This window comes from Bacillus sp. NP247 (assembly GCF_018966865.1).
GTDB lineage: Bacteria > Bacillota > Bacilli > Bacillales > Bacillaceae_G > Bacillus_A.
The window spans coordinates 4,624,202-4,649,251 of record NZ_CP076653.1 but is presented as its reverse complement, the minus strand read 5'-3'; the positions used below and the strand labels follow the sequence as shown (position 1 = coordinate 4,649,251).

At 33.8% G+C, this 25,050-nt stretch carries 28 protein-coding genes; 6 read left to right on the top strand and 22 right to left on the bottom strand.

The window, feature by feature from the left end:
- Positions 1-13: 13 nt before the first annotated feature.
- From brnQ to KPL75_RS24205, 4 genes are all read right to left on the bottom strand, one after another.
- Positions 14-1,366, bottom strand: a complete 1,353-nt coding sequence (gene brnQ / locus KPL75_RS24220; protein WP_219918089.1) for a branched-chain amino acid transport system II carrier protein BrnQ4 — start codon at positions 1,364-1,366, stop codon at positions 14-16.
- A gap of 427 nt (positions 1,367-1,793) precedes the next feature.
- The gene (cbpA, locus tag KPL75_RS24215) at positions 1,794-2,441 is read right to left on the bottom strand and encodes a cyclic di-AMP binding protein CbpA (RefSeq protein WP_016094211.1); all 648 of its coding nucleotides are present in this window, start codon (positions 2,439-2,441) and stop codon (positions 1,794-1,796) included.
- 182 nt (positions 2,442-2,623) lie between these two features.
- Entirely contained in the window at positions 2,624-3,262 is a 639-nt protein-coding gene (locus KPL75_RS24210) for an HXXEE domain-containing protein (protein ID WP_219918088.1), read from the bottom strand.
- 8 nt (positions 3,263-3,270) lie between these two features.
- On the bottom strand, positions 3,271-3,858 hold the full coding sequence (locus KPL75_RS24205; RefSeq protein ID WP_219918087.1) for a TetR/AcrR family transcriptional regulator: 588 nt from the start codon (positions 3,856-3,858) through the stop codon (positions 3,271-3,273).
- 350 nt (positions 3,859-4,208) lie between these two features.
- On the opposite strand from KPL75_RS24205, the gene KPL75_RS24200 reads away from it, so the two are divergent.
- The 3 genes from KPL75_RS24200 (at position 4,209) to KPL75_RS24190 (ending at position 7,097) form a co-directional block, all read left to right on the top strand.
- Complete coding sequence (locus KPL75_RS24200; RefSeq protein WP_219918086.1) at positions 4,209-5,096, top strand: hypothetical protein; 888 nt, start codon at positions 4,209-4,211, stop codon at positions 5,094-5,096.
- Positions 5,097-5,305: 209 nt separating this feature from the next.
- Positions 5,306-6,613: a hemolysin family protein gene (locus KPL75_RS24195; protein WP_219918085.1), complete on the top strand. Its 1,308-nt coding sequence runs from the start codon at positions 5,306-5,308 to the stop codon at positions 6,611-6,613.
- A gap of 1 nt (position 6,614) precedes the next feature.
- Positions 6,615-7,097: a DUF456 domain-containing protein gene (locus KPL75_RS24190; protein WP_000217328.1), complete on the top strand. Its 483-nt coding sequence runs from the start codon at positions 6,615-6,617 to the stop codon at positions 7,095-7,097.
- A gap of 24 nt (positions 7,098-7,121) precedes the next feature.
- Here the strand turns inward: KPL75_RS24190 and KPL75_RS24185 are convergent, their stop codons facing one another.
- From KPL75_RS24185 to cls, 4 genes are all read right to left on the bottom strand, one after another.
- Positions 7,122-7,742 carry an NAD(P)-dependent oxidoreductase gene (locus KPL75_RS24185; RefSeq protein ID WP_219918084.1) on the bottom strand — a complete coding sequence of 207 codons (621 nt, stop codon included), beginning with the start codon at positions 7,740-7,742 and terminating at the stop codon, positions 7,122-7,124.
- A gap of 206 nt (positions 7,743-7,948) precedes the next feature.
- Positions 7,949-8,128, bottom strand: a complete 180-nt coding sequence (locus tag KPL75_RS24180) for a hypothetical protein (RefSeq protein WP_001045959.1) — start codon at positions 8,126-8,128, stop codon at positions 7,949-7,951.
- A 184-nt stretch (positions 8,129-8,312) separates the two neighbouring features.
- Positions 8,313-8,777 (bottom strand): spore coat protein, encoded by a 465-nt coding sequence (locus KPL75_RS24175; protein ID WP_219918083.1) that lies wholly within the window; start codon positions 8,775-8,777, stop codon positions 8,313-8,315.
- 32 nt (positions 8,778-8,809) lie between these two features.
- A complete protein-coding gene (cls, locus tag KPL75_RS24170; RefSeq protein ID WP_219918082.1) occupies positions 8,810-9,994 on the bottom strand; it encodes a cardiolipin synthase in 1,185 nt (394 codons plus the stop codon).
- 158 nt (positions 9,995-10,152) lie between these two features.
- Between cls and KPL75_RS24165 the strand changes: the two genes are divergently transcribed.
- Entirely contained in the window at positions 10,153-10,239 is an 87-nt protein-coding gene (locus tag KPL75_RS24165; RefSeq protein ID WP_000505094.1) for a YjcZ family sporulation protein, read from the top strand.
- 129 nt (positions 10,240-10,368) lie between these two features.
- On the opposite strand, the gene KPL75_RS24160 is transcribed toward KPL75_RS24165, so the two are convergent.
- The 8 genes from KPL75_RS24160 to cotH all read right to left on the bottom strand — a co-directional run bounded on the left by KPL75_RS24160 (position 10,369) and on the right by cotH (position 18,156).
- Positions 10,369-10,875, bottom strand: a complete 507-nt coding sequence (locus tag KPL75_RS24160) for an acyl-CoA thioesterase (protein ID WP_128854926.1) — start codon at positions 10,873-10,875, stop codon at positions 10,369-10,371.
- Positions 10,876-10,990: 115 nt separating this feature from the next.
- Complete coding sequence (locus KPL75_RS24155; RefSeq protein ID WP_219918081.1) at positions 10,991-11,860, bottom strand: TIGR03943 family putative permease subunit; 870 nt, start codon at positions 11,858-11,860, stop codon at positions 10,991-10,993.
- Positions 11,861-11,863: 3 nt separating this feature from the next.
- On the bottom strand, positions 11,864-12,760 hold the full coding sequence (locus KPL75_RS24150; RefSeq protein ID WP_219918080.1) for a permease: 897 nt from the start codon (positions 12,758-12,760) through the stop codon (positions 11,864-11,866).
- A 198-nt stretch (positions 12,761-12,958) separates the two neighbouring features.
- Positions 12,959-13,900 (bottom strand): magnesium transporter CorA family protein, encoded by a 942-nt coding sequence (locus tag KPL75_RS24145; protein WP_000933700.1) that lies wholly within the window; start codon positions 13,898-13,900, stop codon positions 12,959-12,961.
- A gap of 184 nt (positions 13,901-14,084) precedes the next feature.
- On the bottom strand, positions 14,085-15,464 hold the full coding sequence (locus KPL75_RS24140; protein WP_219918079.1) for a putative polysaccharide biosynthesis protein: 1,380 nt from the start codon (positions 15,462-15,464) through the stop codon (positions 14,085-14,087).
- 96 nt (positions 15,465-15,560) lie between these two features.
- The gene (locus tag KPL75_RS24135) at positions 15,561-16,163 is read right to left on the bottom strand and encodes an undecaprenyl phosphate transporter UptA (protein WP_000880689.1); all 603 of its coding nucleotides are present in this window, start codon (positions 16,161-16,163) and stop codon (positions 15,561-15,563) included.
- A gap of 194 nt (positions 16,164-16,357) precedes the next feature.
- Positions 16,358-16,975, bottom strand: coding sequence for an NUDIX hydrolase (locus KPL75_RS24130; protein WP_219918078.1), 618 nt, complete (start codon positions 16,973-16,975; stop codon positions 16,358-16,360).
- A gap of 104 nt (positions 16,976-17,079) precedes the next feature.
- Positions 17,080-18,156 (bottom strand): spore coat protein CotH, encoded by a 1,077-nt coding sequence (gene cotH, locus KPL75_RS24125; RefSeq protein ID WP_219921156.1) that lies wholly within the window; start codon positions 18,154-18,156, stop codon positions 17,080-17,082.
- A gap of 181 nt (positions 18,157-18,337) precedes the next feature.
- Here cotH and exsB point away from each other — a divergent pair, with 181 nt between their 5' ends.
- A complete protein-coding gene (gene exsB / locus KPL75_RS24120) occupies positions 18,338-18,934 on the top strand; it encodes an exosporium protein ExsB (protein ID WP_219918077.1) in 597 nt (198 codons plus the stop codon).
- 46 nt (positions 18,935-18,980) lie between these two features.
- Here exsB and KPL75_RS24115 read toward each other — a convergent pair whose 3' ends face one another.
- From KPL75_RS24115 to KPL75_RS24090, 6 genes are all read right to left on the bottom strand, one after another.
- Positions 18,981-19,592 carry a phosphoserine phosphatase 1 gene (locus tag KPL75_RS24115; RefSeq protein ID WP_219918076.1) on the bottom strand — a complete coding sequence of 204 codons (612 nt, stop codon included), beginning with the start codon at positions 19,590-19,592 and terminating at the stop codon, positions 18,981-18,983.
- Positions 19,593-19,608: 16 nt separating this feature from the next.
- On the bottom strand, positions 19,609-20,151 hold the full coding sequence (locus KPL75_RS24110) for a short-chain dehydrogenase (RefSeq protein ID WP_219918075.1): 543 nt from the start codon (positions 20,149-20,151) through the stop codon (positions 19,609-19,611).
- Between the two features lie 14 nt (positions 20,152-20,165).
- Positions 20,166-20,582 carry a FosBx1 family fosfomycin resistance bacillithiol transferase gene (fosB, locus tag KPL75_RS24105; RefSeq protein ID WP_219918074.1) on the bottom strand — a complete coding sequence of 139 codons (417 nt, stop codon included), beginning with the start codon at positions 20,580-20,582 and terminating at the stop codon, positions 20,166-20,168.
- A gap of 59 nt (positions 20,583-20,641) precedes the next feature.
- Positions 20,642-22,303, bottom strand: coding sequence for a peptide ABC transporter substrate-binding protein (locus tag KPL75_RS24100; RefSeq protein ID WP_219918073.1), 1,662 nt, complete (start codon positions 22,301-22,303; stop codon positions 20,642-20,644).
- A 71-nt stretch (positions 22,304-22,374) separates the two neighbouring features.
- Positions 22,375-23,373 (bottom strand): DUF2628 domain-containing protein, encoded by a 999-nt coding sequence (locus KPL75_RS24095; protein ID WP_219918072.1) that lies wholly within the window; start codon positions 23,371-23,373, stop codon positions 22,375-22,377.
- A 25-nt stretch (positions 23,374-23,398) separates the two neighbouring features.
- Positions 23,399-23,851 (bottom strand): methylated-DNA--[protein]-cysteine S-methyltransferase, encoded by a 453-nt coding sequence (locus tag KPL75_RS24090; protein ID WP_219918071.1) that lies wholly within the window; start codon positions 23,849-23,851, stop codon positions 23,399-23,401.
- Between the two features lie 133 nt (positions 23,852-23,984).
- Between KPL75_RS24090 and namA the strand changes: the two genes are divergently transcribed.
- Entirely contained in the window at positions 23,985-25,022 is a 1,038-nt protein-coding gene (gene namA / locus KPL75_RS24085) for an NADPH dehydrogenase NamA (RefSeq protein WP_219918070.1), read from the top strand.
- Positions 25,023-25,050 lie beyond the last annotated feature (28 nt).

The window sequence follows — 25,050 nt, the reverse complement described above, 5'->3', positions numbered from 1 at the left end:
AAAAGAAAGGCGCCTAGGCACCTTTCTTTTGTAATTCACTTGATTCATTTGATTTATAGAAGAAGAAACCGATAAATCCGCCAATACATGCTGGGATTAACCATCCTATTCCTTCTTTATATAATGGTAACATTTGTAGTACATTTGAAATTGCGTCAATTTTAATATTCGCACTTTCTAAGCCATTAAATAAACTAATTGACAATGCACCTAATATTGCACCAATATAAATTGTATTACGCTTTCCAATCCATTTATGGAAATATGAAAGTACAATTAATACAATTGCAACTGGATAAATAATCATTAACACTGGCAAAGTAACTGCAATTAATTGTGTTAAACCTAGGTTAGATACAATTAAACTAAACACACATACCATTGTTACAATCGTTTTATGCGAAAGTTTTGGGAATAAGTTTGTAAAGAAGCCTGCACAGGCAGATGCTAATCCAACCGAAGTCGTTAAACAAGCAAGTGTAATAACAAGCCCTAATAAAATTTTCCCACTCGTTCCATACAACTCATTTACAACATTCGTTAATATAAGACCACCGTTCTCTGAAATACCAAGTGATGTACTTGTTGAACCTAGATAAGCAAGTGATAAATATATTAACGTTAAACCTATTACAGCAATTACTCCTGATACGACTGTTATTTTTGCGATTTGTCCACTCTCTTTTATTCCTTTTGAGCGAATAACTTGTACAACAACAATTCCAAACACAAGAGCACTAATTGCATCCATCGTTAAATACCCTTGAATAAACCCACCAAAGAAAGCATTTTCTTTATAAGCAGCGAGTGGTGCAGCCGGTGTTCCAATCGGATCAATAATTGCCTTTCCGACAATAACAGCAACTATTAATACTAACAACGGTGTAAGGAACTTTCCAAACCAATCAACTAATTTAGATGGATTTAATGATAAATACCACGTTACTCCGAAGAAAACTATAGTGTAAAGGAACAGCATGTACCATTCTGAAACCATTGCTTCTGATAAAAACGGCTTCATTCCCATTTCAAACGAAACAGCTCCAGTACGCGGGATCGCAAAGAATGGTCCAATTGCTAAATAACTAACTAGTGGAAAAATAAACGCAAATATAGGGTGAACTCTAGAAGATAGCGCTTTCAAGTCCCCCTCTACAAACGCGACAGCTGTGACAGCTAATAGGGGTAATCCGACTCCCGTTACTAGGAATCCAATTGTAGCAATCCAAACATTTTCTCCTGCTTGTTGACCTAAAACTGGTGGAAAAATTAAATTTCCTGCTCCTAAAAATAATGCAAATAACATTAAACCGATTGCTAACGTATCACCTGGCCTTAATCGTCCCTTCATTTCTTTCATTTGCATAGCACTTTTTCATTGTTTTTCTCTATTCTCACAATATGCTATGCATCCTCCTCTCTGTTCATAATCATAAAATATGCCCCTTACAAAGCAATGTCTTTCTCCATAATTTCTCCATTCCCCTTTTAATTACTCCAAATAATAAATTTTGATTTTTTTGAATATTCAAGTCATTAGAGTGTTATAACGTGGAGTTTAGTTGTCAGACCTCTTTGTTTTTATCACACATATAGTAACATATTTGGTTGAAAAATAAAAACATATTTTTAAATAGAATTTTTTGAAAATCAAAATTATCCACACATACCTCCTTTATTTATTCTATTACACAAATTTTTTAGAAATTTAAGATTTTTACATTTTATTATATTTGAATACTTTTATACGAAAGAAAATGAAAGCCATCAAAAAATAAGATGGCTTTTACTTGTTACTCTATCGTTTCAACTTCACGTGGATTATTCATCTCTTCAACATACACAACTCTAAATCCATGATCTTCTAAATCCTTTAGCAATGTTTCTAATTCACTATCTTCAAACTCTTCTCCCAATGTAAACATTATTCTACGTACTAATAAAGCATCATTATCAAAAGTCATTAAGCTTTGAATACCAGTGTATTTCTTTAGCACTGTCGATAATTTTTGAATGGCCCCATTATAATCTTGTGTTCCAATCATGACAGAATATTTACTAGAATGGACTCCCCATGCATCTTCTAATAGTTCAAAAACTTTTTTATGAGTTAAAATACCAAGGAAGACCCCTTTTTCATCAACTACTGATAAATACGGTAGTTTTTTAATTGTAAAAAATACTTTAAAGAAGGAAGAGTCTTCTCTCACATACCCATTCTTATCGTTCAATAATTGTAATACATTATCTTCAAGTGAACCTTTATATTCTAAAATATCTACTTTGTATACATTCCCTAAAAACTTCTCTTTTTTTTCATCTAAAACTGGTACACAACGATACCCCGTCTTATTTAAATGCTCCAGCGTTTCCCCTACCGTAATTGAACTTGAGCAAAACAAAACTTCCCTCTTTGGCACATAATTCCCTTTAATCCTCATAAAAAAAGCCTCCTTATGCTAAAATACTTTCTGTGCCATAACTATATTATATTTTCAGAAAAAAATAAATATATTATTTTATTTTTCTGAAAATTATTCATTTTTCCGTCATAATTTATTCATTAATCATACACTTGTACTCTCTTCAGCATCAAAAATCCCTTCTGAATTCTGGATCACTTTCATGCATCATTGTACGGACCTAATTGCTTTTTAGAAAAATAATGATTTGTCTCCTTACTTTTCATTAACATATTTCCTTTTATAATTAAAAAATAGGTAGCTACTAGAAAATAGATCAGCCCTAATATCCAATCCAAATTTGTAGCTAGATTGTGTAAAAGAACATATCTCATATATGCATAACCAATCGGAACATGTAGTAATACAACCGCACCTAATCCCGGATTGTATATTGTTTTAGCTTTTATATTCGCAAAAATACCATGCCATATGAATTGAAAAAACCCCATTAAAATAGGTGCCATCCCAAGCCATATTATATTTTGAAAGAAAACCGGAAGTAAATAAAAAACATACGCAATCAAAATATTTATTACCATAGCAGATTGCGTATTTAATGGATAGCGATCTGGTATATCACTTTTAAATATAACTACATTAAACAGACCAGCGAAATAACCTGGCCAACGATACTCTTCAAATTGATGCACTAAAATGGCTACAAAACTTAACGCTAACAGTACTTTTATTTCACTCATTTCTCCCAAATTCGCGACTAAACAAACAACGACAACAATAGCCACAACTAACCCTACATCACACCAATGCTTTCTAATAAAACTAATCATCTCTATCACCCACTATCTCAATTTTTATAAAAATAGCGTTCAAATAGGAAATCAATCTGTTTTTCTACAGGCAGTACTCTTATATCTGCCCCTGATTCAAGAATTGGCATCATTAATGCTGGAAGAAAAATAGATCCAAATATTTGCACTGTCATCATCATTAAAATTTCCTGATCCGTTTCATTTGTTATTTCACTCAAAATATTCTTCACCTTACTAAAACCTAGCCTCTTCAAAAAATCTCCATATTCGTATTGAGATGTAAATACCGTAGTTCCCATTGCAATAATCTTCCTAACTAACTCAGGATATTGCCGAATTACTAGTACATAATCAAATAAAAATATTTTTAATCTTTCTTTCGCTGGCACTGTAATATCATCTAAAATAGAAAAAGTGCCTTGAAAGCTAATTAATAAGACTTTAATCGTCTCACTAATCAACTTTTCTTTTGAACCAAAATGGTAATTTACAAGCGCAATATTTACATCTGACAATGCGGCAATTTTTCTTATCGTTATACTTTCGAAACCTTCGTTTTTAATTAACTCCAATGTTGTATTTAAAATCTTTTCTTTCGTTGATATGTTTTCATTTCCCCTCAACTTATCTCCCCCTCTAGAATTTATTAGTTAAACAGCGATTTAAACACTGTTTAACTTTATGGTATCACCTTCCAATTTTAAATATCAATTTAATTCTTTCGACTTTTCCCTACATTTTTTATCATTCATTCCATACAAAAAGCGTAAAAATGCTAAAATGTTCATGCTTTTTGTATTAGTGCTGTTATACACCCTCTTCTGCTTTATATCCCACACATAAAATAAATTTCTAAAAATAATTTAAAACTATCCATATACCAATACGTAAAGAAAAATATATTGTAACTTCCTCTGAAAAAAGCTAAAATAAGAATAAGAATTTTCTGAATATTCTAAGAGTAGGTGATTGTATGTCCTTATTGCGCTCACATATATGTAAATTTATAGTTGGTGTTTTTATTATTTTTGTCATAAGTCCTATTTCAGCATTATTCATTACACATAATTACACTTACACAACTGGATTTATTAGCATTTTTCATAACTTTGCACAGCTTTCTTCTATTTCAATTCCAACAATCGATTGGATGCATGAACCTATCCTTTTCTCGGCAAATCAGATTATAAATACACAAAATATGATACATACCTCTAGCCATTCGTCACCACTATTCCCCTACATATGGGAAATATATTTTTTATCGATCGTTCGTTTCACATTCACTCTTGTAATCGGTTTCTTTATTAGTTTAGGGATCGGTCATCTATTTTTAAAAGCACCAAGATCAGTAAGAACGTGTAGTTCTTTATTTCGCTGGATACCGTATTCTTTTGGAACTGTGATATTACAATGTTTAGTTCTATTATCACTTCTCTACATCGCGAAATTCATAAAGTTTCCTTTCTTCTCCTCTTTTATCATCGTATGTAGCACTTCTATGATAATCGTTATGCAAGCAATTAAAAAATGGCTACCGTTTTTAAATACTACTAATGAATACGAAATAAAAAATTCATCTTTCCTTGTTGATACGTTATTTATTGCTCTTACTTCTAATCATAAATCTATTTTGAGTTCCATTATTCTTTCATTTGTTTTTATGGAATGTATTTTTCATACAAACGGACTATTACAATTTATCGTCCAATTTGGCGGAAATGCACCTATAGTTGTCACGATTGGTTTATTACTACTTTATATTCCATATAGCATCTTATCGTTTCTCCAAGCTTTATGGACAACAAACTACCCTAAACAGAATACGTATACTTTAACTAGAAGTATTTCGAAACCATAACATAGAATAACCGTCTACTTAAATTAAAAGTAGACGGTTATTCCTATTATATAGAGGACAAAATAACAGCAAATTAAAAAACTACTATAGAAACCTACCAATATTTGCCCATTTTCTTTGACTAATCTTTTCATTTGGATTTATTATAAAAGTATAACATAATTGCAGGAGGTGACATCTTTATTCCAAATTAGGAGTAAAGAACACACTTGGACATATTAAATATTTTTCTCATCTTTATACTTATCCTTATTTCTGGCTTTTTCGTTGCATCAGAATTCGCTGTTGTAAAAGTACGAAAAAGTCGAATTGACCAGCTTGCAAATGAAGGTAATAAGCAAGCATTGGCTGCAAGAAGCGTTTTATCTAACTTAGACGTTTATTTATCCGCTTGTCAGCTTGGCATTACTATCACCTCTTTAGGACTTGGTTGGCTTGGTGAACCAACTGTGGAACATATACTGCGACCATTATTTGAAAAAATCAATATTACTGGAACAATGGCTAACACGTTATCCTTTATTATTGCTTTTAGTGTGATTACTTTTTTCCATGTTGTATTAGGCGAGTTAGTTCCTAAGTCTTTCGCAATCCAAAAAGCAGAGGCAATCACATTAAAATTTGCAAAACCGCTTATTTTGTTTGATAAAATTATGTATCCATTCATTTGGTTACTGAATAGTTCAGCTGTATTTTTCACTAAATTATTAGGTTTAGAGCCTGCGAAAGAAAATGAACTTGCTCATTCCGAAGAAGAACTACGACTCATTTTAGGTGAAAGCTATAAAAGCGGCGAAATTAATCAAACCGAATATAAATATGTAAATAATATTTTTGAATTTGATGATCGTGTTGCTAAAGAAATTATGGTACCTAGAACTGAAATGGTTTGTTTATCTACTGAAAATACGTTAGAAGAAAATATGAAAATCGTTGCAACTGAAAAGTATACACGTTATCCTATTATTGAAAAGGATAAAGATGATATTATTGGAATGATAAATACGAAAGAGATTTTTCATAATCAAACAAAAGGCATTTACAAACCACTTGATGCCTACATACATCCTGTTTTAACTGTATTTGAAACAGTTCCCATTCGTAAAACGTTAATACACCTCCAAAAGAATCGCGTACAAATGGCGATTGTTATGGATGAATATGGTGGAACTGCTGGTCTTTTAACGATGGAGGATATTCTTGAAGAAATTATCGGAGAAATTCAAGATGAATTTGACGCAGACGAATCACCAATGATTGAAAAGCGTACTCCTAAGCTTACTGTTTTAGATGGGAAAGTACTCATTTCTGAAGTAAATGATATGTTTGGCCTACATATCGATGAAAGTGATTTAGATACAATTGGTGGTTGGCTTCTCTCTCAATCAATTGATTTAAATATTGAGGCTGGCTATTCAGTTGAATATGATGGTTTTCAATTTAAAGCATTAGAACTTGATGGGCATCAAATTAAAAAGATTGCTGTACATAAATTAGATACTACAAAGGAGTTATAAGGTGACTGTTTTACTAACAATTTGTATCATTGCTTGTTTCATTGTTTCATTTCTTGCCTTTATATACCCCATTATTCCTGGCATCCTTGCCGTATGGGCTGGCTATTTCATTTATCATTTCGGAATAAATGGCGGAGAGTTAACGACATCTTTTTGGATTATTCAAGTCATCTTTACACTCTTCATTTTCGTTGCTGACTTTATTGCAAATGGATACTTCCTAAAAAAATACGGAAGTACAAAATCGGGCGAACGTGTTGGTATGGTTTCTATCATTGTCGGATCGTTCTTCTTCCCACCATTCGGGCTTATTATCATACCGTTCTTATCTGTATTTATTACGGAACTAATGCATAAAAAGGCGCCAAAAGACGCCCTTTTAGTCGGAATTGCAACTGTAGTCGGTTTTTTAAGTAGTACAGTAGCCAAAGCCATTCTCCAAATCATTATGATTATCATCTTTGTATGCTATATCATTTTTTAGCCATCCCTATTTTGGGATGGTTTTTTAATATGAAATACCTACTCGACTTTTCTCGTATAAGCTTTTATTACGTAAACTCCATGTAAAATGGGCTGTATCACCAACTGTGATTTTCGATCCATCTGTTGGCAACATATCTTTTTCAGTTCGATATACACCTGTTACATCACCATCTATTAAATGCGTCGGACAAACAACAGTCCAACATAGTTTACTATTATTCAGCGCTTCATAAGCAGCTAAGTGATCTTCCGCAGCTGTTGTCATTTTTCTTTTCGATTCTTTTGATTGGAAACGATATATACTTGGGTTTGTTCGCGCTTGTAAAATACCAGCCGTTCCTATTGTAACTATTTTCTTAATCCCCTCTTCTTCCATACACTTTATTATATTCGGCAAACTCTTAGCTAAAGTCCCATTCCGATCCGTTCCAAGAGCACTAATTACAATATCAGATTCTTCCAGCGCTTCCTTTATATCATTTCCGTTTAACACATTTCCCTCTATAATATGTAACCTTTCATGCCCTATTTCTACTTTACTCAAATCACGAACTAATACCGTTACTTCATATGAATCATTTAATGCCAATTTCATAATGTGTGATCCTACTCTACCTGTCGCTCCTAATATACATACTCTCATTTACTTTCTCCTTTTTATTTCTTTCTCTCTATTTTTCCGCAAAACTTACAAATACGCAACAAAAAAGCTCCCTCATATATGTGAGGAAGCTCTATTATCTATTTATCCCGCTATTTGCGGGCAGTAAGACTCCCACCTCAAAATTCGGCGAACGCGAGGGAGTTAGGTGGGGGATGGACAAAACCCCCACTGATTAAAGTTTCACTTTATTTCTTTTCTTTTGAATCAGAAGATTTTTCTGTTCCGCTTGTTTCTTTATCTTTCTTTTCATCTTGCTGCGAAGTTGTGTCATCCTCTTTCTTTTTATCCTCACCTTTACTACAACCTACCATTAATAAAGAACTTGCAAGTGCCATAGCAGTTAATGACTTAACCCATTTGTTCATTTGCGTTTCCTCCCTTTGATAGAATATGTACAATCCCATATTACTCTTTATTTTTAAAGGAAAGATTTAAAAATAGTAAAGATACAGTAAACTTTTGTAAATTTTCCGATAGCGAAACCGATCTTTAATCCTCCTCTAATTAGACATAAAAAAACTAAGACGCCTTTCATTTCGCCTTAGTTTTTCACGCAAACTTCTCATTTTCATTTTCATATACATGTTTAATCTTATATTCCTTTTTCACAACATATTGCCAAACATTATATGCGTAACGATTCATTTTCACAAAGCAATTTTCCAGAAAAGAACGAAACTCCGGGTTCGCAACTTCTACTGCCACTTGAGCAAACTTTAATGCTAATCGTTTCAAATGTGAAATATAACAAATTGCAATTCCAATATCCCCTGTATATTCATTATCTATTCTCCTATCTATTTCAGGAAAACCAGGCCATATTTGTTCACAAGTGATATGTTGTACATTTTCTCCTTCTTGAAAATTCACTTGCTCATTATATGCTTGCAACATATATGGTAAATGGTGTTGTAATATATCCTTTAATTCTTCATCTCGAACCATGCCCGTATACTCTCCAACTTTATATATAAGCGTGTAACTATATGTAATCAATTCTTTCATACAATCCATTAAAACACCTCCCTTCCTATTTCATCTCTATACTATAAATATGATGCGATAACATTTGATATTCTTGCTAGAAACCAATCCCAGCTACTAATTTTCTCAAAATCTTCTTCAGAAAATCGTTTTGATTTATGAAAGTCTTCTTTTAATCGACTCCATACGTCAGCAACGACTTTCTTGTCATATATGAAACAGTTAGATTCGTTATTTAAATAAAAACTTCTATTATCAAAATTTGCTGTTCCAATATCAACTATTTCCTCATCAATGATTGTTACTTTCCCATGAAAAAATCCGTTTCGATATTGATAAATCTCCGCTCCAGCATCTAACATGTCTTTCAAATAAGGATAAGCAGCCTGTTTTAACAATACGGCATCACTTTTAAATGGGACGAGGATTTTTACATGGACACCACGATTTAATGCATCTTTCAGCCCTTTCACCATTTCTTTACTCGGTACAAAATATGGTGTAGCGATAATTAAAGAATGTTTTGCCTTCTTTAAAAAAGCTCCATACTCCTTCCATAAACCTTTTCCATTCGAAAATACGTATTGATATTTCACATTTCCTTGTATAGGTAACTCTTGATGTATAGGGAACTTTTCTCCCGTATCTTCCTGCCAATCTTCCGCAAATTTCCGTTCCATATCAGTAGCTCCATCTCCTTCAATGCGTACATGATAATCACGCCACGGACCAAATTTAGGATCTTGTCCAAGATACTCCTTTCCAATATTAAAGCCACCGATGTACGATACTTTCCCATCAATAGTTACAGTACGTCTATGATTACGTTGATGCAAAGAATAAAATAAATTTTTCAATTTAGGTTTTTTACTGAATGTAAACTTCACGCCTTTTTCTTTTAATTGATTAATTATCTTTTTCTTAATCTTATATCCACCTATCCGATCTACTGACAATTTCACATCTACTCCACTAGACGCTTTTTTCTCTAATAACCGTAAGAACTCACGACTAATTTCATCTTTACCTACAATATAAAAATGAATATATATATACTTTTCTGCGCGATTTATATCATCAAATAAATTCCTATATAACTCATCACCGTTCGTATAAAGTTGAAAATCCCCTGATCGAATTTTTTCTAATTCATAACCACTAGCCATTTTTTTCCCCATTTCCACATCGATGTTCATCCATATGAATACACCTATAAAACAAAGTATTACAATTAAAAAGTGCTTCATGGATAAATTCCTTCCTTTGCGTACAGTTTTCCTATATCTTTCCTTTTTTTAAACATTATCATACAAAAAACATGTCACTGCATGATATACGTCCATATCAAACAGGAGCTCATCTGCATATTGTATGTTGTATCTTAAAATAAAAGGAGGAAATAACAATGGGCTTCGCACATGGTAATGGATTTGCGCTACTAGTCGTATTATTTATCCTCTTAATTATCGTCGGTGCTGCTTGCTTCTGCTAAGCAGTTATTGTAATACGATATGCGGATGAAAAAACTATAAAAGCGGACACCTATTTTTAGGTGTCCGCTTTTCATTTCAAAAATCTCCTAACCTATTACAAAATAGTACCACTAGGAAAGTATGTTACATCAAAAGGTTAGCAGTTTAGCTACCTTCTTACTCTCTGCCTTACGAATATGGCGCTGTTCTGCACGTAACACAGCAATTCGATGCAATTCTTTCTCCTCTTCTGTCTCAGGGATAACACGCGGTACAGGAACTGGATTATTCTCCTTACTAAGCGCAACAAAAGTAACGAATGAAGTTGCTGCTACACGTTTTTCACCTGAAATTAAATCTTCTGCTACTACTTTCACAAATATCTCCATAGAAGTTCTTCCCGTCCAAATTACAAAAGATTCATAACTAACACAATCTGAAGAACGTACTGGATGTAAGAAATCTACCCAATCCATAGACGCTGTGACACATTCCATTCTCGAGTGTCTCGTTGCTGAAATTGAAGCAACCATATCCATCTCCGCCAATATTTTTCCACCAAATAGCGTGTTATGATCATTTAAATCCGTTGGAAATACTCGACTCGTTTTAAACACTCTTGATTCATTAGCTGTTTTACCCTTTACTTCAGTCATTGTTATCACCCCTTTAATTATCCCTAATATCCCAATATGCACTACATCTCATGAACTACACGTTTAATATTAACAATTTTTAGAACTTTTAGTCCACAAAAAAGAACCGATTTTATCAATCGGCTCCTCTAAATACATATTGTTCTTTCGGCTGTTCAACTTTATTCCATTTCGTTACTTCTAACACTGGAATATTCGCATGAAACGGCTGATAAAATTCAGTTGAAATTTCTCCCTCTACTTGAATCCAATCATCATTTTTCCACTCTACACCTTCTGGTTTTTTAACTAACATACCATATACACCCGAATCCGCAACACAGTGTATAATACCGAAACGGAATAAGAAGTATTGTTCTTTTTTAGAAGAATCATCTCTGAACACAAACCCTTTAAAAGATAATTTTTTCCCAGTAAACTCGCCAGGATAGTTATAAATTGTCTCCATACCCTTTAAGAAATCTTCATCTTTTAAAGTAATATTGTCTTTCGTAACAAACTCTTTCTTCCCTTTTTCCATTACACCACGGTATCCTTCTTTCCCGTAATAAATGCTCGTATCAGGTCTTAGAAATTGCCTTGTCATAAATGGATCTTTACTTTCTGCTTGCGCTACTGGAAAATGAAATCCCTTCGCCTTAACAATATCCGAATCTAATGTTGCAATTGGGAAAAACAATCCTGTAATGATTGGAAAACAGAATAATGTGTAAGAAAACACTTTTTTCCACCATGTATTCTCATCTTTCGAATGGTCATGCCCGCAGTGACTATGATCACAACCACAATTGTGCTGTTCTTTTTCTTTTTGATGTTCTTTTTGGAAAACGATAATAATTTGAACAATCGTCAAAAACCCTAAAATAACGGCTGCTGTTGTTGATAAATAAGCATACTTCATATTGATATATTTCGTAATATTACCTGAAATATGAAGCTGTGCAATTAATATTGTGAAACCTAATAATATATATGCTCGAAACATAACCTACCACCCCATCACATAAATGAGTAGTGAGCTTGCATAAACAACAAGAGTAACTGTAACCGTAACGACAATTACAAATTTTGTTTTAAATGTCGCAAGCATCATAAACATATTTTTAATATCCACCATCGGTCCATATACGAGAAACGCGACGAGTGATGCTGTTGAAAATGTACTTTGGAATGACGAAGCAATAAATGCATCTGCTTCTGAACAAAGTGATAAAATAAAGGCAAGTCCCATCATTACAGCTGATGAAGAAAACGGCCCTTGTCCGATAGCCAGAAGTGTTGAAGTTTGTACAAACGTTTGAACCGCTGCTGCAATTAACGCACCTAGTACTAAGTATTTTCCCATTGAGAAGAATTCCTCAACAGCGTGCGTACATACTTCCCACATTTTTTTACGTAGCGGACGCTTATGATTCACTTCTGGGAAGTGATCATCTCTTAATTGATGTTCTTTAAACATAAATGATAATATAATTCCAACGATAATTGCTACGATAATCGCTACAATAGAACGATACCATACCATGTGCATACTACTTCCAAAAGCAACATATGTTGCAAATAATACAACTGGATTAATAATCGGTCCAGTTAACATAAATGCAATTCCTGCATAGGGTGGAACCCCTTTTCCGATTAATCGTCTTACAATCGGAACAATTCCACATTCACATCCAGGAAACATCATACCTAAAAAAGTAGCTAATAAAACAGACAGAAATCGGTTTTTAGGCATCCATTTTGCCACCATATCTTCTGTCACAAACATTTGAATGAATCCTGAAATAAATACACCAATTAGCACAAACGGAAGTGCCTCGATTAATATTGAGATAAAAATTGTATTCATTTGCAGGAATGCTTTCGGTAATTGAAACAATTCCATGATGTATTTCCTCCAACTTTTCTTTAACAATATGTAATTTTAACCCCATTTTATTAATTGGACAAGGGTTATACGGAATTCATAACCCTCATACACATTACATTTCACATGTTATATTCTATTCCAAAATTGAGATTTCATAGCAAAAAAGCTGCTCTAGTGTAGTTTTGCAACTATGCTAGAGCAGCTTTCTTATTTTTAAAAGTACCGTTTCTTCCAAAAAACAAATGCTAATGTGAACGATAAAGTTACACATATGATGAGTACAATTACAAAACCATACGCTTCACCTTCAAATGGAACCTTCACGTTCATTCCAAAGAAACTAGAAACCATTGTTGGTAAAGATAAAATAATTGTAATAGACGTTAACAGTTTCATAACACTATTTAAATTATTTGATATAACGGAACTAAATGTATTCATCATTCCACTTAAAATGTGACTATATATTTCCGCCATTTCAATAGCCTGTTTATTTTCAATTAATACATCTTCTAATAGATCTTGATCGTCTTCATACATTTTTAAAAATGTGCTGTTTCGCATTAATTTTTGAATTACAATTTTATTAGCCTTTAATGATGTTGTAAAGTAAACTAAACTTTTTTCAAGGCCTAACAATGTAAAAATTTCTTTGTTTTTCATTGATTTATTTAATTGGTGCTCTAAATCGATTGTTTTTCGATTTATTTGCTTTAAGTATCTTAAATAATAAGTAGAAATTGTATATAAGAGCTGCAGTGCAAAGCGTGTTTTTTTAAACGTATAAAATTCTTTAATACGTTGATTAATAAAACGTTCAAAAATTGGATTCTCTTCTAAGCAAATTGTAACGAAACAATCTGGCATTACAATCATACCTATTGGAATCGTGTCATAAATTGAATTCCCCTCTTCATCATGCCTAACTGTCGGAATATCGACGATGATTAAGGTATTATTGTCTTCCTTTTCAATACGAGAGCGTTCTTCATCATCCAAAGGGTCTTTAATGAAATCTAAGTCTACATTTAAAGTTTGTACTAAATACTGAATTTCTTCTTCAGTTGGATGAAGTACATTAATCCAGCAACCCTTTTGCATTTCCTCAATCTCTTGTAGTTTTCCGTTTCGGTCTGTTAAATACATATTTAACATACTATCACCCCGATTCTTTTTACATGTAGGAATCTACCTCTCTTAAATAACGGTTTTTGAACCGCCATTCTCAGCATATGAAACATACGTTTAAATTTCAATAGAAAAATTATTTTGAAAACGCTTTTACGCGAAAAATATTATAAACGTAGAAAAAGACAGAGGATTCTCTGCCTTAAAAAGCTTATGTTGCCTTTATAACATATTTAGAGAGCATCCACAAGTTAAAACCAACTGAAATCGTATAGCCAGCGTAAGTTGAAATGATAAAACTTACATAATCGAAATACGGAAGCAATACAATATTTAATATTATCTTTACAATAATTCCGATTACTAAACCTAATACTGTTTTCTGTTGTTGATTGATTCCTTGCAGCATGGCGGCCGTTACAGTAAAGAGAGAAAATAGTATACACGCAGGAGCATAATATTGTAGAATAACACTTCCTATCTCCGGATCATTCCCAGTACTAAACAAAAGCGTATATATTGGTTTTGCTAACACCACCATTCCAATCGCCGCTGGTACCGTAATCCCTACTACTAATATATTCGTCTTTGTAAAATGTTTATAAAGTAACTTCGTATTCCCTGCTGTATAAGCTTTCGTCATCTCTGGAACGAGGGACATACTAAAAGCAGTCGCAACTGAAACGGGGATAAGTACAACCATTTGAACAAGGCCAATTATCGCATTGATTTTTTCCGCTTCTCCTTGCATATATCCAATTTGTATAAGTAGTTTATTAATTGTAAATGTATCAATAGTCTGATACAAAGGAATTGCTAAACCAACCACGACGAAAGGAATAGAATATGTAAAGAGCTCCTTATACAACGAGAAGAAAGATTTCGTCGTTTGCGGTATACTTGCCATCTCCTTTTTCTTTAAATGCCTTCTCCTTCTCACATAATACGCAGTTAAAACAGTTAATCCACCTATCGCTCCCATAAAAGCACCAAACGTTGAAATACCAACTGCTAGCGAAACAGACGCTTTTAAAACATATAATACGACAAAACTTCCTATTAATATGGTTAAGACCCGAAAGAATTGCTCTACAACTACACTTAATGCAGAAGGGCCCATCGACTGAAACCCTTGAAAGAAGCCTCTTAATAAACTCATTACTGGTACAAGTATTAACGCAAAACTTACAATTTGAATGTTAGTAGCGACTGCAGTTACACTATTCCCCGTTTGATCACTTCCATCAACTACAAGTTCAGCTAAATGCGGGGCTAATACATATAGTGTGAAACATGATACAACTCCCATTATTAACATAAAAACGATACCACTCTTTAGTACTCTTTTAACTGTATGATAATCATTTAGTTGATCATATTTTGATACCATCTTTGAAACAGCGAGCGGTAACCCCATCGTCGCTATACTCAGCATAATCGTATAAGGACGATATGCATATGTGTATAGAACGTAGCCGCTCGTACCAACCATTGCTGTAAATGGTATAATATATATAAACCCTAACATTTTAGATATCATCGTTGCCATCGTTAAAAATATCGTTCCACGTATAAACGGTGACCCTTTCATCACATTCCCCCGCTACGCTTTATTATTACACATTATGGACAACTCCTTTTGTTTAGAACAGAAACAAATAAAAAAGCCAATGAATCATCATTGACTTTAACGTGTTGTTTTTTTCTTTTTCAAATACTTTAAACCGAAGTATAGTGCAATAAAGAGCACAGCTCCTATAATTATGTAATGTGTGTAATCAGATGCATACTCTTTAATATGACGCCAATTTCCACCAAGTTTTTCACCTAAGTATATAAATAGAATTGACCATGGAATGATCGCTACAACCGTATAAAGTGTAAATAGTTTTAATGGCATCTTAGCTAGTCCTGCTGGAATAGAAATAGCATGACGTACTACTGGGATAAAGCGTGCAGAAAATATTACGCCTGCTCCGTAACGCTTAAACCAACCTTCCGCTATGTCTAAATGGTGTTTATTAATAAGTAGATATTTCCCATATTTCTCTACAACTGGACGCCCTCCATAGTATCCAAGCCAGTATAAAAAGATTTGCGCTAAAGTACCACCAATAGTTCCGGCGATAACTGCACCCACAAAACTAATTTTACCATCCGCTACTAAAAAGCCAGCATACGAAAGTACAATTTCACTTGGGATTACTTCAATCATTAAAGCAAGAGCTACTCCAAAGTACCCTAAGCTTGCAAAGAATTGCAATAACTGATCTATTATATTCGCTAACATATTCTTTTCTATCTCCTTTTTTCTTCACATACCCTCCCATTATCACATAAAGATTGCCATCTGCCAATATAATCATGTGAATCTCTTCACCTAACTCATAAATTTTAAAGAAGACTACACTATACTCTTTTTTGTTACAAGAATATGTACAATCCTTCATCAATATACCCTAAAAAGATACTTGATTAATTTAATTAATCAAGTATCTTTTCCTTATTTCGATCCTTCATAAACGCAAACATTTCTTTAATCTGCCATTCTGTATTTCTAGCGATTGATAAATCAGGTATTTCATTTTCACTAAAAAAATCTATATCTTCTGTTTCAATGCTTAGTTTCTTTTCTCCACCAACAATCTCACAACCTATAAAAACCTTATATACATGGGTTGCTGATGGAGATGGTTGATGTTTTTCTTTATCGAATATTGCTAGTAGCCTAAAATGATCTACTTTATAACCTGTCTCTTCTGATACTTCTTTTGCCGCAACTTCTGTTGGCGTATAACCAATATCGGCCCATCCACCTGGCAATGCCCATTTCCCATCACTTTTTTCTTTTACAAATAATAATTTTTCATTTTGACAAACAACTGCTCGTATATCAACTTTTGGTGTTTGATAGCCTGTCTCACTTGCAAATAATTTCTCTACTACTTCCCAATCTGTTTTTGTGTAATGTGACATCATCGAAATCGAAATGTCTCGTAATTGTTGGAAACGTTCTATATCATACGCATCCTTAGAATACGTTAAACCCGCTTGGGCTATAGATTGTATTTGTTTTACCCAATCAATCCATTTAATCGTCATCTCTACACAACCCCATTCTCTATCAAATACATACTATTTCACTTTTTTCGTACATCTTTATTATACAAAAAAAGAGATTGATAATGTTCCAATCTCTTTCAAAATTAATCCAATTCATGTAAGTGGTCTTGTATATACTTTCTTCTTTTATTTATATATTCATAGATCATATCAGCCTCTTGATCAAATGTTTCTAATTTTTCTTTCATATATGGATCTTGTAGTAAATACGGACGAATCGATTCACATATTCCTTCTACTTTCGGCCTCATAAATGAAACTGTAAATTGTTCTTCTAATATTTCTTCTAAAATACTTCGATATTGCTTTCTAAATACAGGTATATCTAACAGCCTTGCACTTAACGTGTTATACCCTTGAATGCGAATATATTCATGATTAAGCGGTCTCCCTTGTACATCTCGCCCCCAAGTCGCATCATAATCCCACGGTATAACTTCAAATAAATTTGTTTCATCGTTATGATATAGTGCATAGTTATGAACGAAACCATCAAAGTTTTGCGTAAAAATAACTCCAGCTAACCATCGTAAATATTTATCTACATTTAGAAACTTCCCAATTTCTTTTTCATAATCTTCCCTCGACAAAGTATTTGCTTGAAATACGAATTCACTTAGTTGCTCTTCACTATTTTTATTCGAACATTTAAATTCATACCCTGCAAAAAGCTCAGTTTTAACATCTTTATCTCTCTCACTCATTAAAGAAAAATTCGCGTCGTCATCTATCGCATAATAAATAGAACCACTCGGCAATCCTCTACTTTTTAAAAAGTTTTCATCAACTGATTCTAACTGTAAATATACCCCTTGTATTTGACCATTTATTTTTATAAATACGTGCTGTGACTTCGGTGAAAGTACCCCAATATCATTAAAAAAGTCTAGTGATAATTTGTTACGAATAAGAGATGGATCCATAAATTCAGAGTTTAAATGAAACTCCTTTACCCCTTGAAATTTTTTTGGCTTATAAAACTTAACATGATAAGACTTTTTCTCAAACTCACGAATATGAGCGCCTCGATAAACGATATCAATATCATACTTCTTTTTTCCATATGTTAACTTTGCTGGCACTGGACTATCTGACCAAATATCTTTTTTCAATTCCACTAAGTACATTGGATGAATAAAAAAATCATATGAAGGTAGCATATTTTCCCATCCCTTCTCAGTTCTCTTCATTCAATGTATGCACCACGCCTTGTCCATACATCCGCTATCATCCATTTATATAAAAATACACTCTTGTCCTGTTCAGAAAGAAACCGTATCTCATATCATGTTAAGGAAAAAGAATACCTTTTCAATTTAATACACGATAAGGAGGATTTCTATGAAACGTGATATTAGAAAAGCTGTTGAAGAAATCAAAAGTGCTGGGATGGAGGATTTCTTACACCAAGATCCAAGTGCTTTTGAGTGCGATGATGATAAATTCTCTCATCATAAATGTACAACAGGGTTTAAATGTACAACAGGGCGTAAATGTACAACAGGGCGTAAATGTCCAAGAACAAGATGTACTCGCGTGAAACATTGTACTTTCGTTATAAAATGTACTCATGTTAAAAAATGGACATTTGTTACGAAATGTACTCGTGTGCGCGTTCAAAAATGGACGTTCGTTACGAAAGTGACGCGTAGAAAAGAATGCGTTTTAGTTACAAAACGTACTCGCAGAAAACATTGTACTTTCGTTACAAAGTGCATACGCTTTGAAAAGAAATTTTTCTGGACAAAACGAAGTTTCTGTAAAAAATGCGAATTCTTCCCTCACGGACACGGTCGCTCTTGCGATGATTCATGTGATCATGGTAAGGACTGTCACGATGACGGGCATAAATGGAATGATTGCAGAGGCGGACATAAGTTCCCATGTTGCAAAAACAAGAAATTCGATCACTTCTGGTATAAAAAACGTAATTGTTAGTTTTTTATGCCTACAAAAAAAGGCCGTTTTGCGGCCTTTTTTACGTTTATTGAAAATGACTTATATCTGCAAATTGTTTTACTTCACCTTGACCTTCATCAAATTCAATCACACTAAGACTTGCGCTATGCATAAATGGATCATCCCACACATTTTCTATTTCACTACCCGCGAAATGCCCAACAAGTAATTTTGCCGCTGCCGCATGGGAAACAATTAATATATTTTCGCCTTTATGCTTTTCTAAAAGAAGCTGCATCCCCTCAATTACTCTTTTATGAACGGCCTCAAAATTTTCTCCTGATGTTGACTGAAAAAGATGTGGCTCATACCAAAACAATTGTATTTCTTCTGGGTATTGCCTTTCTATCTCATCGATTGTTTGTCCTTCCCATATACCCATGTTAATTTCATAAAAATGCTCATCCGCTATTATCGGTATATCACGTCCGCCCTTTATTAACTTTGCAGTATGAAGTGTTCTTTCACTCGGACTACTATAGATCGCATGGATAGCTAAATCTTTCATTCGGTCACCTAATTGTTTCGCTTGTAACATACCATTTTCAGTTAAAGCTGAATTTTTCCGTCCTTGCATCCGCTTTGCTACATTCCATTCCGTCTCACCGTGCCTTGTTACATATACCATTGTTTTCATTTCTCATTCCCCCTTATCAATTTGGTCGTAATTCCCATGGTTCTATTTGCCCCACAATCCATTCATTGCAATTACTTTCAATCCCATTAATTACTCCATCTGATATTTCTTGATGAGTAAGCCATCTTCCGTATGTATCTTCTAAAATAAAACCTAATATAATTCTATGATATAGGCAAAGCGTACCACCTATTTTCTCTGCAGTCATACGTGATGCTTTACTGCCTAAAATATGAAATAAACTGTATGTTTCAGACGAAAATTCTATCTCCTTACAAATGAGTGATAACGCATACTTTGCACTTGAATGTATCCATGCGACAACTAATGTTATGGGACCATTTCTCTCAATTGTACCTTTAATAGCTATCTTTACATCGTCATTATTATGATAATCTAACGGAAGGCATGTGATATTTTCTGGTGCAGAACTTGCTCCCTTCACATTTTCTAATTTCACTTCATCTCGTCCAATAATAGAAACATGGAATCCTTGCTCACAAAGCCACATAGAAACTTGCTTTAACATCCCTGTTCCCCCAATTACAAGTGCATGCAACTTCTTCCCCCCCCTTAATAAAATGTCATATGAGGTTTCTCTTCCCTATAATAATTAAGTCGGTCTTGCAATGTCCCCGAATGAAATTCAAACTTGTGACCGTCAGGATCAACAAAATATATAGACTCACAATCTCTCACATTACGTTCTCTTCCCTGTAAAATATGAACATTATTTTCTTTTAACCGATGTAACAGGCGTTCAAAATCTTTTTGTTCAACAGAAAATGCGAGGTGCGTATAAGATTGATGAATCTCCTTTCTGGGAATATGTGCCTCTTCGTTCAGTGCTATCCATACTCCACATATATTGAAATATGCAAGTTTTCTCCCTTTAACTAATAGTTCTCCTTCTAGCACTCTTTCATAAAACATAATAGCGTTTTCTAAATTTGATACTGAAAAACAAAGATGATTGATTCCTTTCAACACTCCACGTTCCTCCCTAAACAAATAAAAGATGAGCGAAAATTCACTCATCTTTTATTATACTATTTCTTTGTAATATATGCCCATTTATAACTAAAGTCGCCACCGAACGTATGGTTAGCAATACCATTTACATACGTCTTCTCTAAATAAGCCGTACTTTGCTGATACGTAGGTGAGATTGCAGCGTCTTGACCAATTAAGATTTTTTCAGCTTCCGCAAGTGCTTTCCAGCGTGCTGCATCATCTTTTAATAATTCCCCTTTTGATTTTGCTACTAAATCATCATACTTCGGATTAGAATAATCCATTTCATTAAATGAGCTTCCAGTTACAAACATATCAATATAAGTCATTGGATCTGGATAATCTGGACTCCATGCAGATAATGAAAATTCATATTCAAATTTCTTTTCTAACTCTAGCTTCTGCTTATATGGTTGTTGTTTCAAATTCACTTTAATACCAGGTAAATTTTTCTCTAACTCTTCTTTAATAAAATCGCCCACTTTTTTACGACTACCGTTATCATCATTTAGTAATTCTACTGTAATTGTATCTTGACCAAGTTCTTTCTTCGCTTCTTCCCACAGTTTTTTTGCTTTCGCAGCATTATCTTTACTGTCACGGAAATTTTTATTTACAGTACGGAAGTCTTTTCCATCTGGTCCTGTCGTAAACTTTTCAGGTACTAAGAAATACGCTGGCAATGATCCATCATTCAAAATTACATCCGCAATTCCTTTTTTATCGTACGCTAAATCAATCGCCTCACGAACCTTTTGATTTTTAAACGCTGCATTTTTTTGATTAAAACGTAGGAAATACATACGTGGGTCCAGCTTCGTTTTAAATTCATCTGGTTTATTCTTTTTATATTTGTCTACAAACTCAGAACTTAAAATGACACGGTCTGCTTGATCACTATCATATAAATTTACCCCAGTACTTGTCTCTTTTACGATACCCACATTAATTTCTTGTAATTTCACAGCATCTTTATCCCAATAATTTGGGTTTTTCTTTAACTGGTAACTTTGTTCATGTTTCCATTCACTCATTGTAAATGGTCCATTGTACAATAATTTATCTGCTTCTAATCCGTATTTATCCCCTTGTTTTTTTACATAATTTTCATTTAATGGGAAGAATGTAGGGAACGAAGTAAGCTCAAGGAAATAAGGTGCTGGTTGCTCTAATTCTACTACCAACGTTTTATCATCCTTCGCTTTAACACCTAATTGATCCGACGGTAATTCTCCTTTATTTACTTTCTGTGCATTTTTCACATCAAACAAAATAAATGCATATTCTGCTGCTGTTGCTTTATCTAATGTACGTTGCCATGCATATACAAAATCTTGCGCTCGAACTGAATCACCATTTGACCATTTTGCATCACGTAATTCAAACGTATATGTCTTTTTATCTTCACTAATCTTCACATCTTTGGCCATACCTGGAGTTGGTTTATTATCTTTATCTAGACGATATAATCCTTCCATTGCATTTACAAATACACGGAAAGATACAGAATCTGTTGATTTAGATGTATCCATTGAAGGAATTTCAGCTGTTTCTAGCAAATTTAAAACTTGTTTATCTGCCATTCCCTTACTTGATTCTTTCTTCGTTGTCGAAGCCTTCTCCCCATTCCCACATCCCGCAACCAGTACACTAGTCGATAACGCAAGTGCAGCAATTGTTGTTGCCTTTCTCTTCATTCTTCCTTCCCCCAATCTATATGTATAAGTTAAAACTTGTATAATATATTTTATTATACAAAAGATTCTGATTATTTTAAATATTTATTTTTATAAAAAGAAAAAAAGCGGTCAAAAATTGCTTTCCCTCCGCTTTGTTGAATAGCATTTACTTGTAAGCCATCCTCTATATCAAATGGATTTTGAACTTTAAATATTTCCTCCATTATCTTCAAAAACTCTTCTTCATTTTTAGATTCACCATTAATCGTAAGGGAGTATGGCTCAATTTCACTCAATTTATAATCAACAATAAATTGAATTGTAACTTTTTGTCTTGGCATCCCTGGGCTGTATCCTTGAAATTCTACTAATTCCATACCTTCCGAACCACGATAATATATCCACCCTGAATTTTGAAAATAGCTTTCAAACGATTCACCAATCGAAAAGAAAGGATATTCATAAAGCGAACTTGTGCGTACTTTTTGTATAATATCTCGATCAGTCGGAAAAAAGAAATGACTGAAAAAAATACTAGCAACTGCTAAAATAGTAACGATTGTTGCTCCCATTTTACTCGTTCTACCACTATCACGGATGAGATAATTTTCAACCGATTCATCTTTAATTCCCCGTGCTTTTATTCGATATATACGCCTTTCTGCAAATTGATAATATATTCCATTCGCAAAAATCCCCATCCCAAATAGAATGAAAATGAGTAATAAAAACGTGAGAGGTACCATATTAATGATTGGCAATGCTACGTTGAATCCCATATAATAAGAAAATGCATCACATGCTACTAATAACAGTATAAATAAAGCAGCAGGTAAGTAATACTTACGATATCCAAGCCAACCTACATTAAAAATAGCAGCCAAACCATTCCAGCTCCACCTAGCAATTCGCTTATTCTCAAGCTCCCATTTTCTTTTGTAATATGGATATTGTCTCCCTACATATACTTCTAATTCTTTGTCTATTAGCGAGCTTTCTTCACCTTGTTCATTATGCAAGTTTCGTTGACAATTTGCACAATTCAGCTGATCATTAATACAAGGTCGCCCACAATTTATACATTTCAAAACGATCCCTCTTTCCATCCATACTTCATTTTATAATACCTTCATGCTTCAATAACCACTCTTTCCTCCATAAACCACCCGCATACCCAACAAGCTTTCCACTCTTTCCAATCACACGATGACATGGAACGATAATTGAAATTGGATTCCGGCTATTTGCTCCTCCTATTGCTCGTACAGCTTTCGTATTTCCAACCTTCTCCGCAATATCTAAATATGAAGCACTAACGCCATAAGGAATAGTATAAAGTGCATCCCATACATTTTTTTGAAATGACGTTCCCTCCGCAGATAGTGGTACAGTAAACTCTTTTCTTTTGCCTTTAAAATATTCATCCAACTCATTTATACATTGATCTATCATTTCATTTGTATTTTCTTCTTGTCGCTCATCAACAAATATAACAGACGTAATTCCTTTTTCGTTCGCTGTAATTTCCAGCAAACCTAATTCACTTTCATAATAAGCCTGGTACATATGTCATCCTCCAATTCATTTCATATTAGTTATTGTAACATGAATAGACAAAATTTTTCGTATAAGCGTTTTATTAGAGAAACAAAAAAGAGAATGATACAATGTAAGAAAATTCAATCAAGGAGGATATTTGATGCATTCCAAACTTTTTTCACCCTATACAATTAAGGATATTACACTAACAAACCGTATCGTTATGTCGCCTATGTGCATGTATTCATCAGAAAATGAGGATGGCCAAGTAACTAATTTTCATCTCGTCCACTATGGAACCAGGGCTGCCGGTCAAGTAGGTTTAGTTATGATTGAAGCAACAGCTGTATTACCTGAAGGACGAATTTCTAACAAAGACTTAGGCATTTGGGATGATAGCCTAATTGAAGGCTTACATAAAACGACAACTTTTATACATGATAACGGTGCAAAAGCTGCCATTCAACTCGCACATGCCGGAAGAAAGGCTGAATTAGAAACGGATGCTTTCGCTCCTTCAGCAATTCCATTTAACGATAAAATGAAAATACCAGTAGAAATGAGTAAACAGCAAATTAAAGAAACTGTTTTAGCTTTTCAAAGAGCTGCTTTACGCTCTAAAGAGGCTGGCTTTGACGTTATTGAATTACACGGTGCACACGGTTATCTTATTAATGAATTTCTTTCTCCACTTTCCAATAAGCGAACTGATGAATATGGAGGCTCGCCCGAAAATCGCTATCGTTTCTTACGTGAAATCATCGAATCTATAAATGAAGTTTGGGACGGACCGTTATTTGTTCGTATTTCAGCAAACGATTATCATCCTGACGGGTTAACGGTTCAAGATTACGTTCAGTATACAGAATGGATGAAAGAACAGGGGGTAGATTTAATCGATTGTAGTTCTGGTGCAGTTGTCCCAGCTCATATTGATGTATATCCAGGTTATCAAGTACAATATGCCAAACACATTAAAGAGAATGCTAACATTGCAACAGGTGCAGTTGGATTAATTACGACTGGATTACAAGCGGAGCAAATTTTAAATAATAGCGAAGCAGATTTAATTTTTATCGGACGCGAGTTACTTCGTAATCCATATTTCCCAAGAATAGCCGCCAATGAACTTGGCTTTGAATTAAAAGAACCATATCAATACGGGCGAGCACCCGGAAAAATTAAAACTAATAAATAAAACCGAGAAGTTATTCTTCTCGGTTTTA

Bases quoted from the DNA above. Each gene is read 5' to 3' on its own strand.
- KPL75_RS24090 (WP_219918071.1), bottom strand. From the start codon at position 23,851: ATGTACCAGGCTTATTATGAAAGTGAATTAGGTTTGCTGGAAATTACA.
- KPL75_RS24140 (WP_219918079.1), bottom strand. From the start codon at position 15,464: ATGAAAGGGTCACCGTTTATACGTGGAACGATATTTTTAACGATGGCA.
- KPL75_RS24180 (WP_001045959.1), bottom strand. From the start codon at position 8,128: ATGAACAAATGGGTTAAGTCATTAACTGCTATGGCACTTGCAAGTTCT.
- brnQ (WP_219918089.1), bottom strand. From the start codon at position 1,366: ATGCAAATGAAAGAAATGAAGGGACGATTAAGGCCAGGTGATACGTTA.
- KPL75_RS24165 (WP_000505094.1), top strand. From the start codon at position 10,153: ATGGGCTTCGCACATGGTAATGGATTTGCGCTACTAGTCGTATTATTT.
- cotH (WP_219921156.1), bottom strand. From the start codon at position 18,156: ATGCTACCTTCATATGATTTTTTTATTCATCCAATGTACTTAGTGGAA.
- KPL75_RS24160 (WP_128854926.1), bottom strand. From the start codon at position 10,875: ATGACTGAAGTAAAGGGTAAAACAGCTAATGAATCAAGAGTGTTTAAA.
- KPL75_RS24130 (WP_219918078.1), bottom strand. From the start codon at position 16,975: ATGACGATTAAATGGATTGATTGGGTAAAACAAATACAATCTATAGCC.
- KPL75_RS24200 (WP_219918086.1), top strand. From the start codon at position 4,209: ATGTCCTTATTGCGCTCACATATATGTAAATTTATAGTTGGTGTTTTT.
- KPL75_RS24135 (WP_000880689.1), bottom strand. From the start codon at position 16,163: ATGTTAGCGAATATAATAGATCAGTTATTGCAATTCTTTGCAAGCTTA.
- KPL75_RS24155 (WP_219918081.1), bottom strand. From the start codon at position 11,860: ATGTTTCGAGCATATATATTATTAGGTTTCACAATATTAATTGCACAG.
- exsB (WP_219918077.1), top strand. From the start codon at position 18,338: ATGAAACGTGATATTAGAAAAGCTGTTGAAGAAATCAAAAGTGCTGGG.
- KPL75_RS24175 (WP_219918083.1), bottom strand. From the start codon at position 8,777: ATGGATTGTATGAAAGAATTGATTACATATAGTTACACGCTTATATAT.
- KPL75_RS24115 (WP_219918076.1), bottom strand. From the start codon at position 19,592: ATGAAAACAATGGTATATGTAACAAGGCACGGTGAGACGGAATGGAAT.
- namA (WP_219918070.1), top strand. From the start codon at position 23,985: ATGCATTCCAAACTTTTTTCACCCTATACAATTAAGGATATTACACTA.
- cls (WP_219918082.1), bottom strand. From the start codon at position 9,994: ATGAAGCACTTTTTAATTGTAATACTTTGTTTTATAGGTGTATTCATA.
- KPL75_RS24185 (WP_219918084.1), bottom strand. From the start codon at position 7,742: ATGAGAGTATGTATATTAGGAGCGACAGGTAGAGTAGGATCACACATT.
- cbpA (WP_016094211.1), bottom strand. From the start codon at position 2,441: ATGAGGATTAAAGGGAATTATGTGCCAAAGAGGGAAGTTTTGTTTTGC.
- KPL75_RS24150 (WP_219918080.1), bottom strand. From the start codon at position 12,760: ATGGAATTGTTTCAATTACCGAAAGCATTCCTGCAAATGAATACAATT.
- KPL75_RS24100 (WP_219918073.1), bottom strand. From the start codon at position 22,303: ATGAAGAGAAAGGCAACAACAATTGCTGCACTTGCGTTATCGACTAGT.
- KPL75_RS24145 (WP_000933700.1), bottom strand. From the start codon at position 13,900: ATGTTAAATATGTATTTAACAGACCGAAACGGAAAACTACAAGAGATT.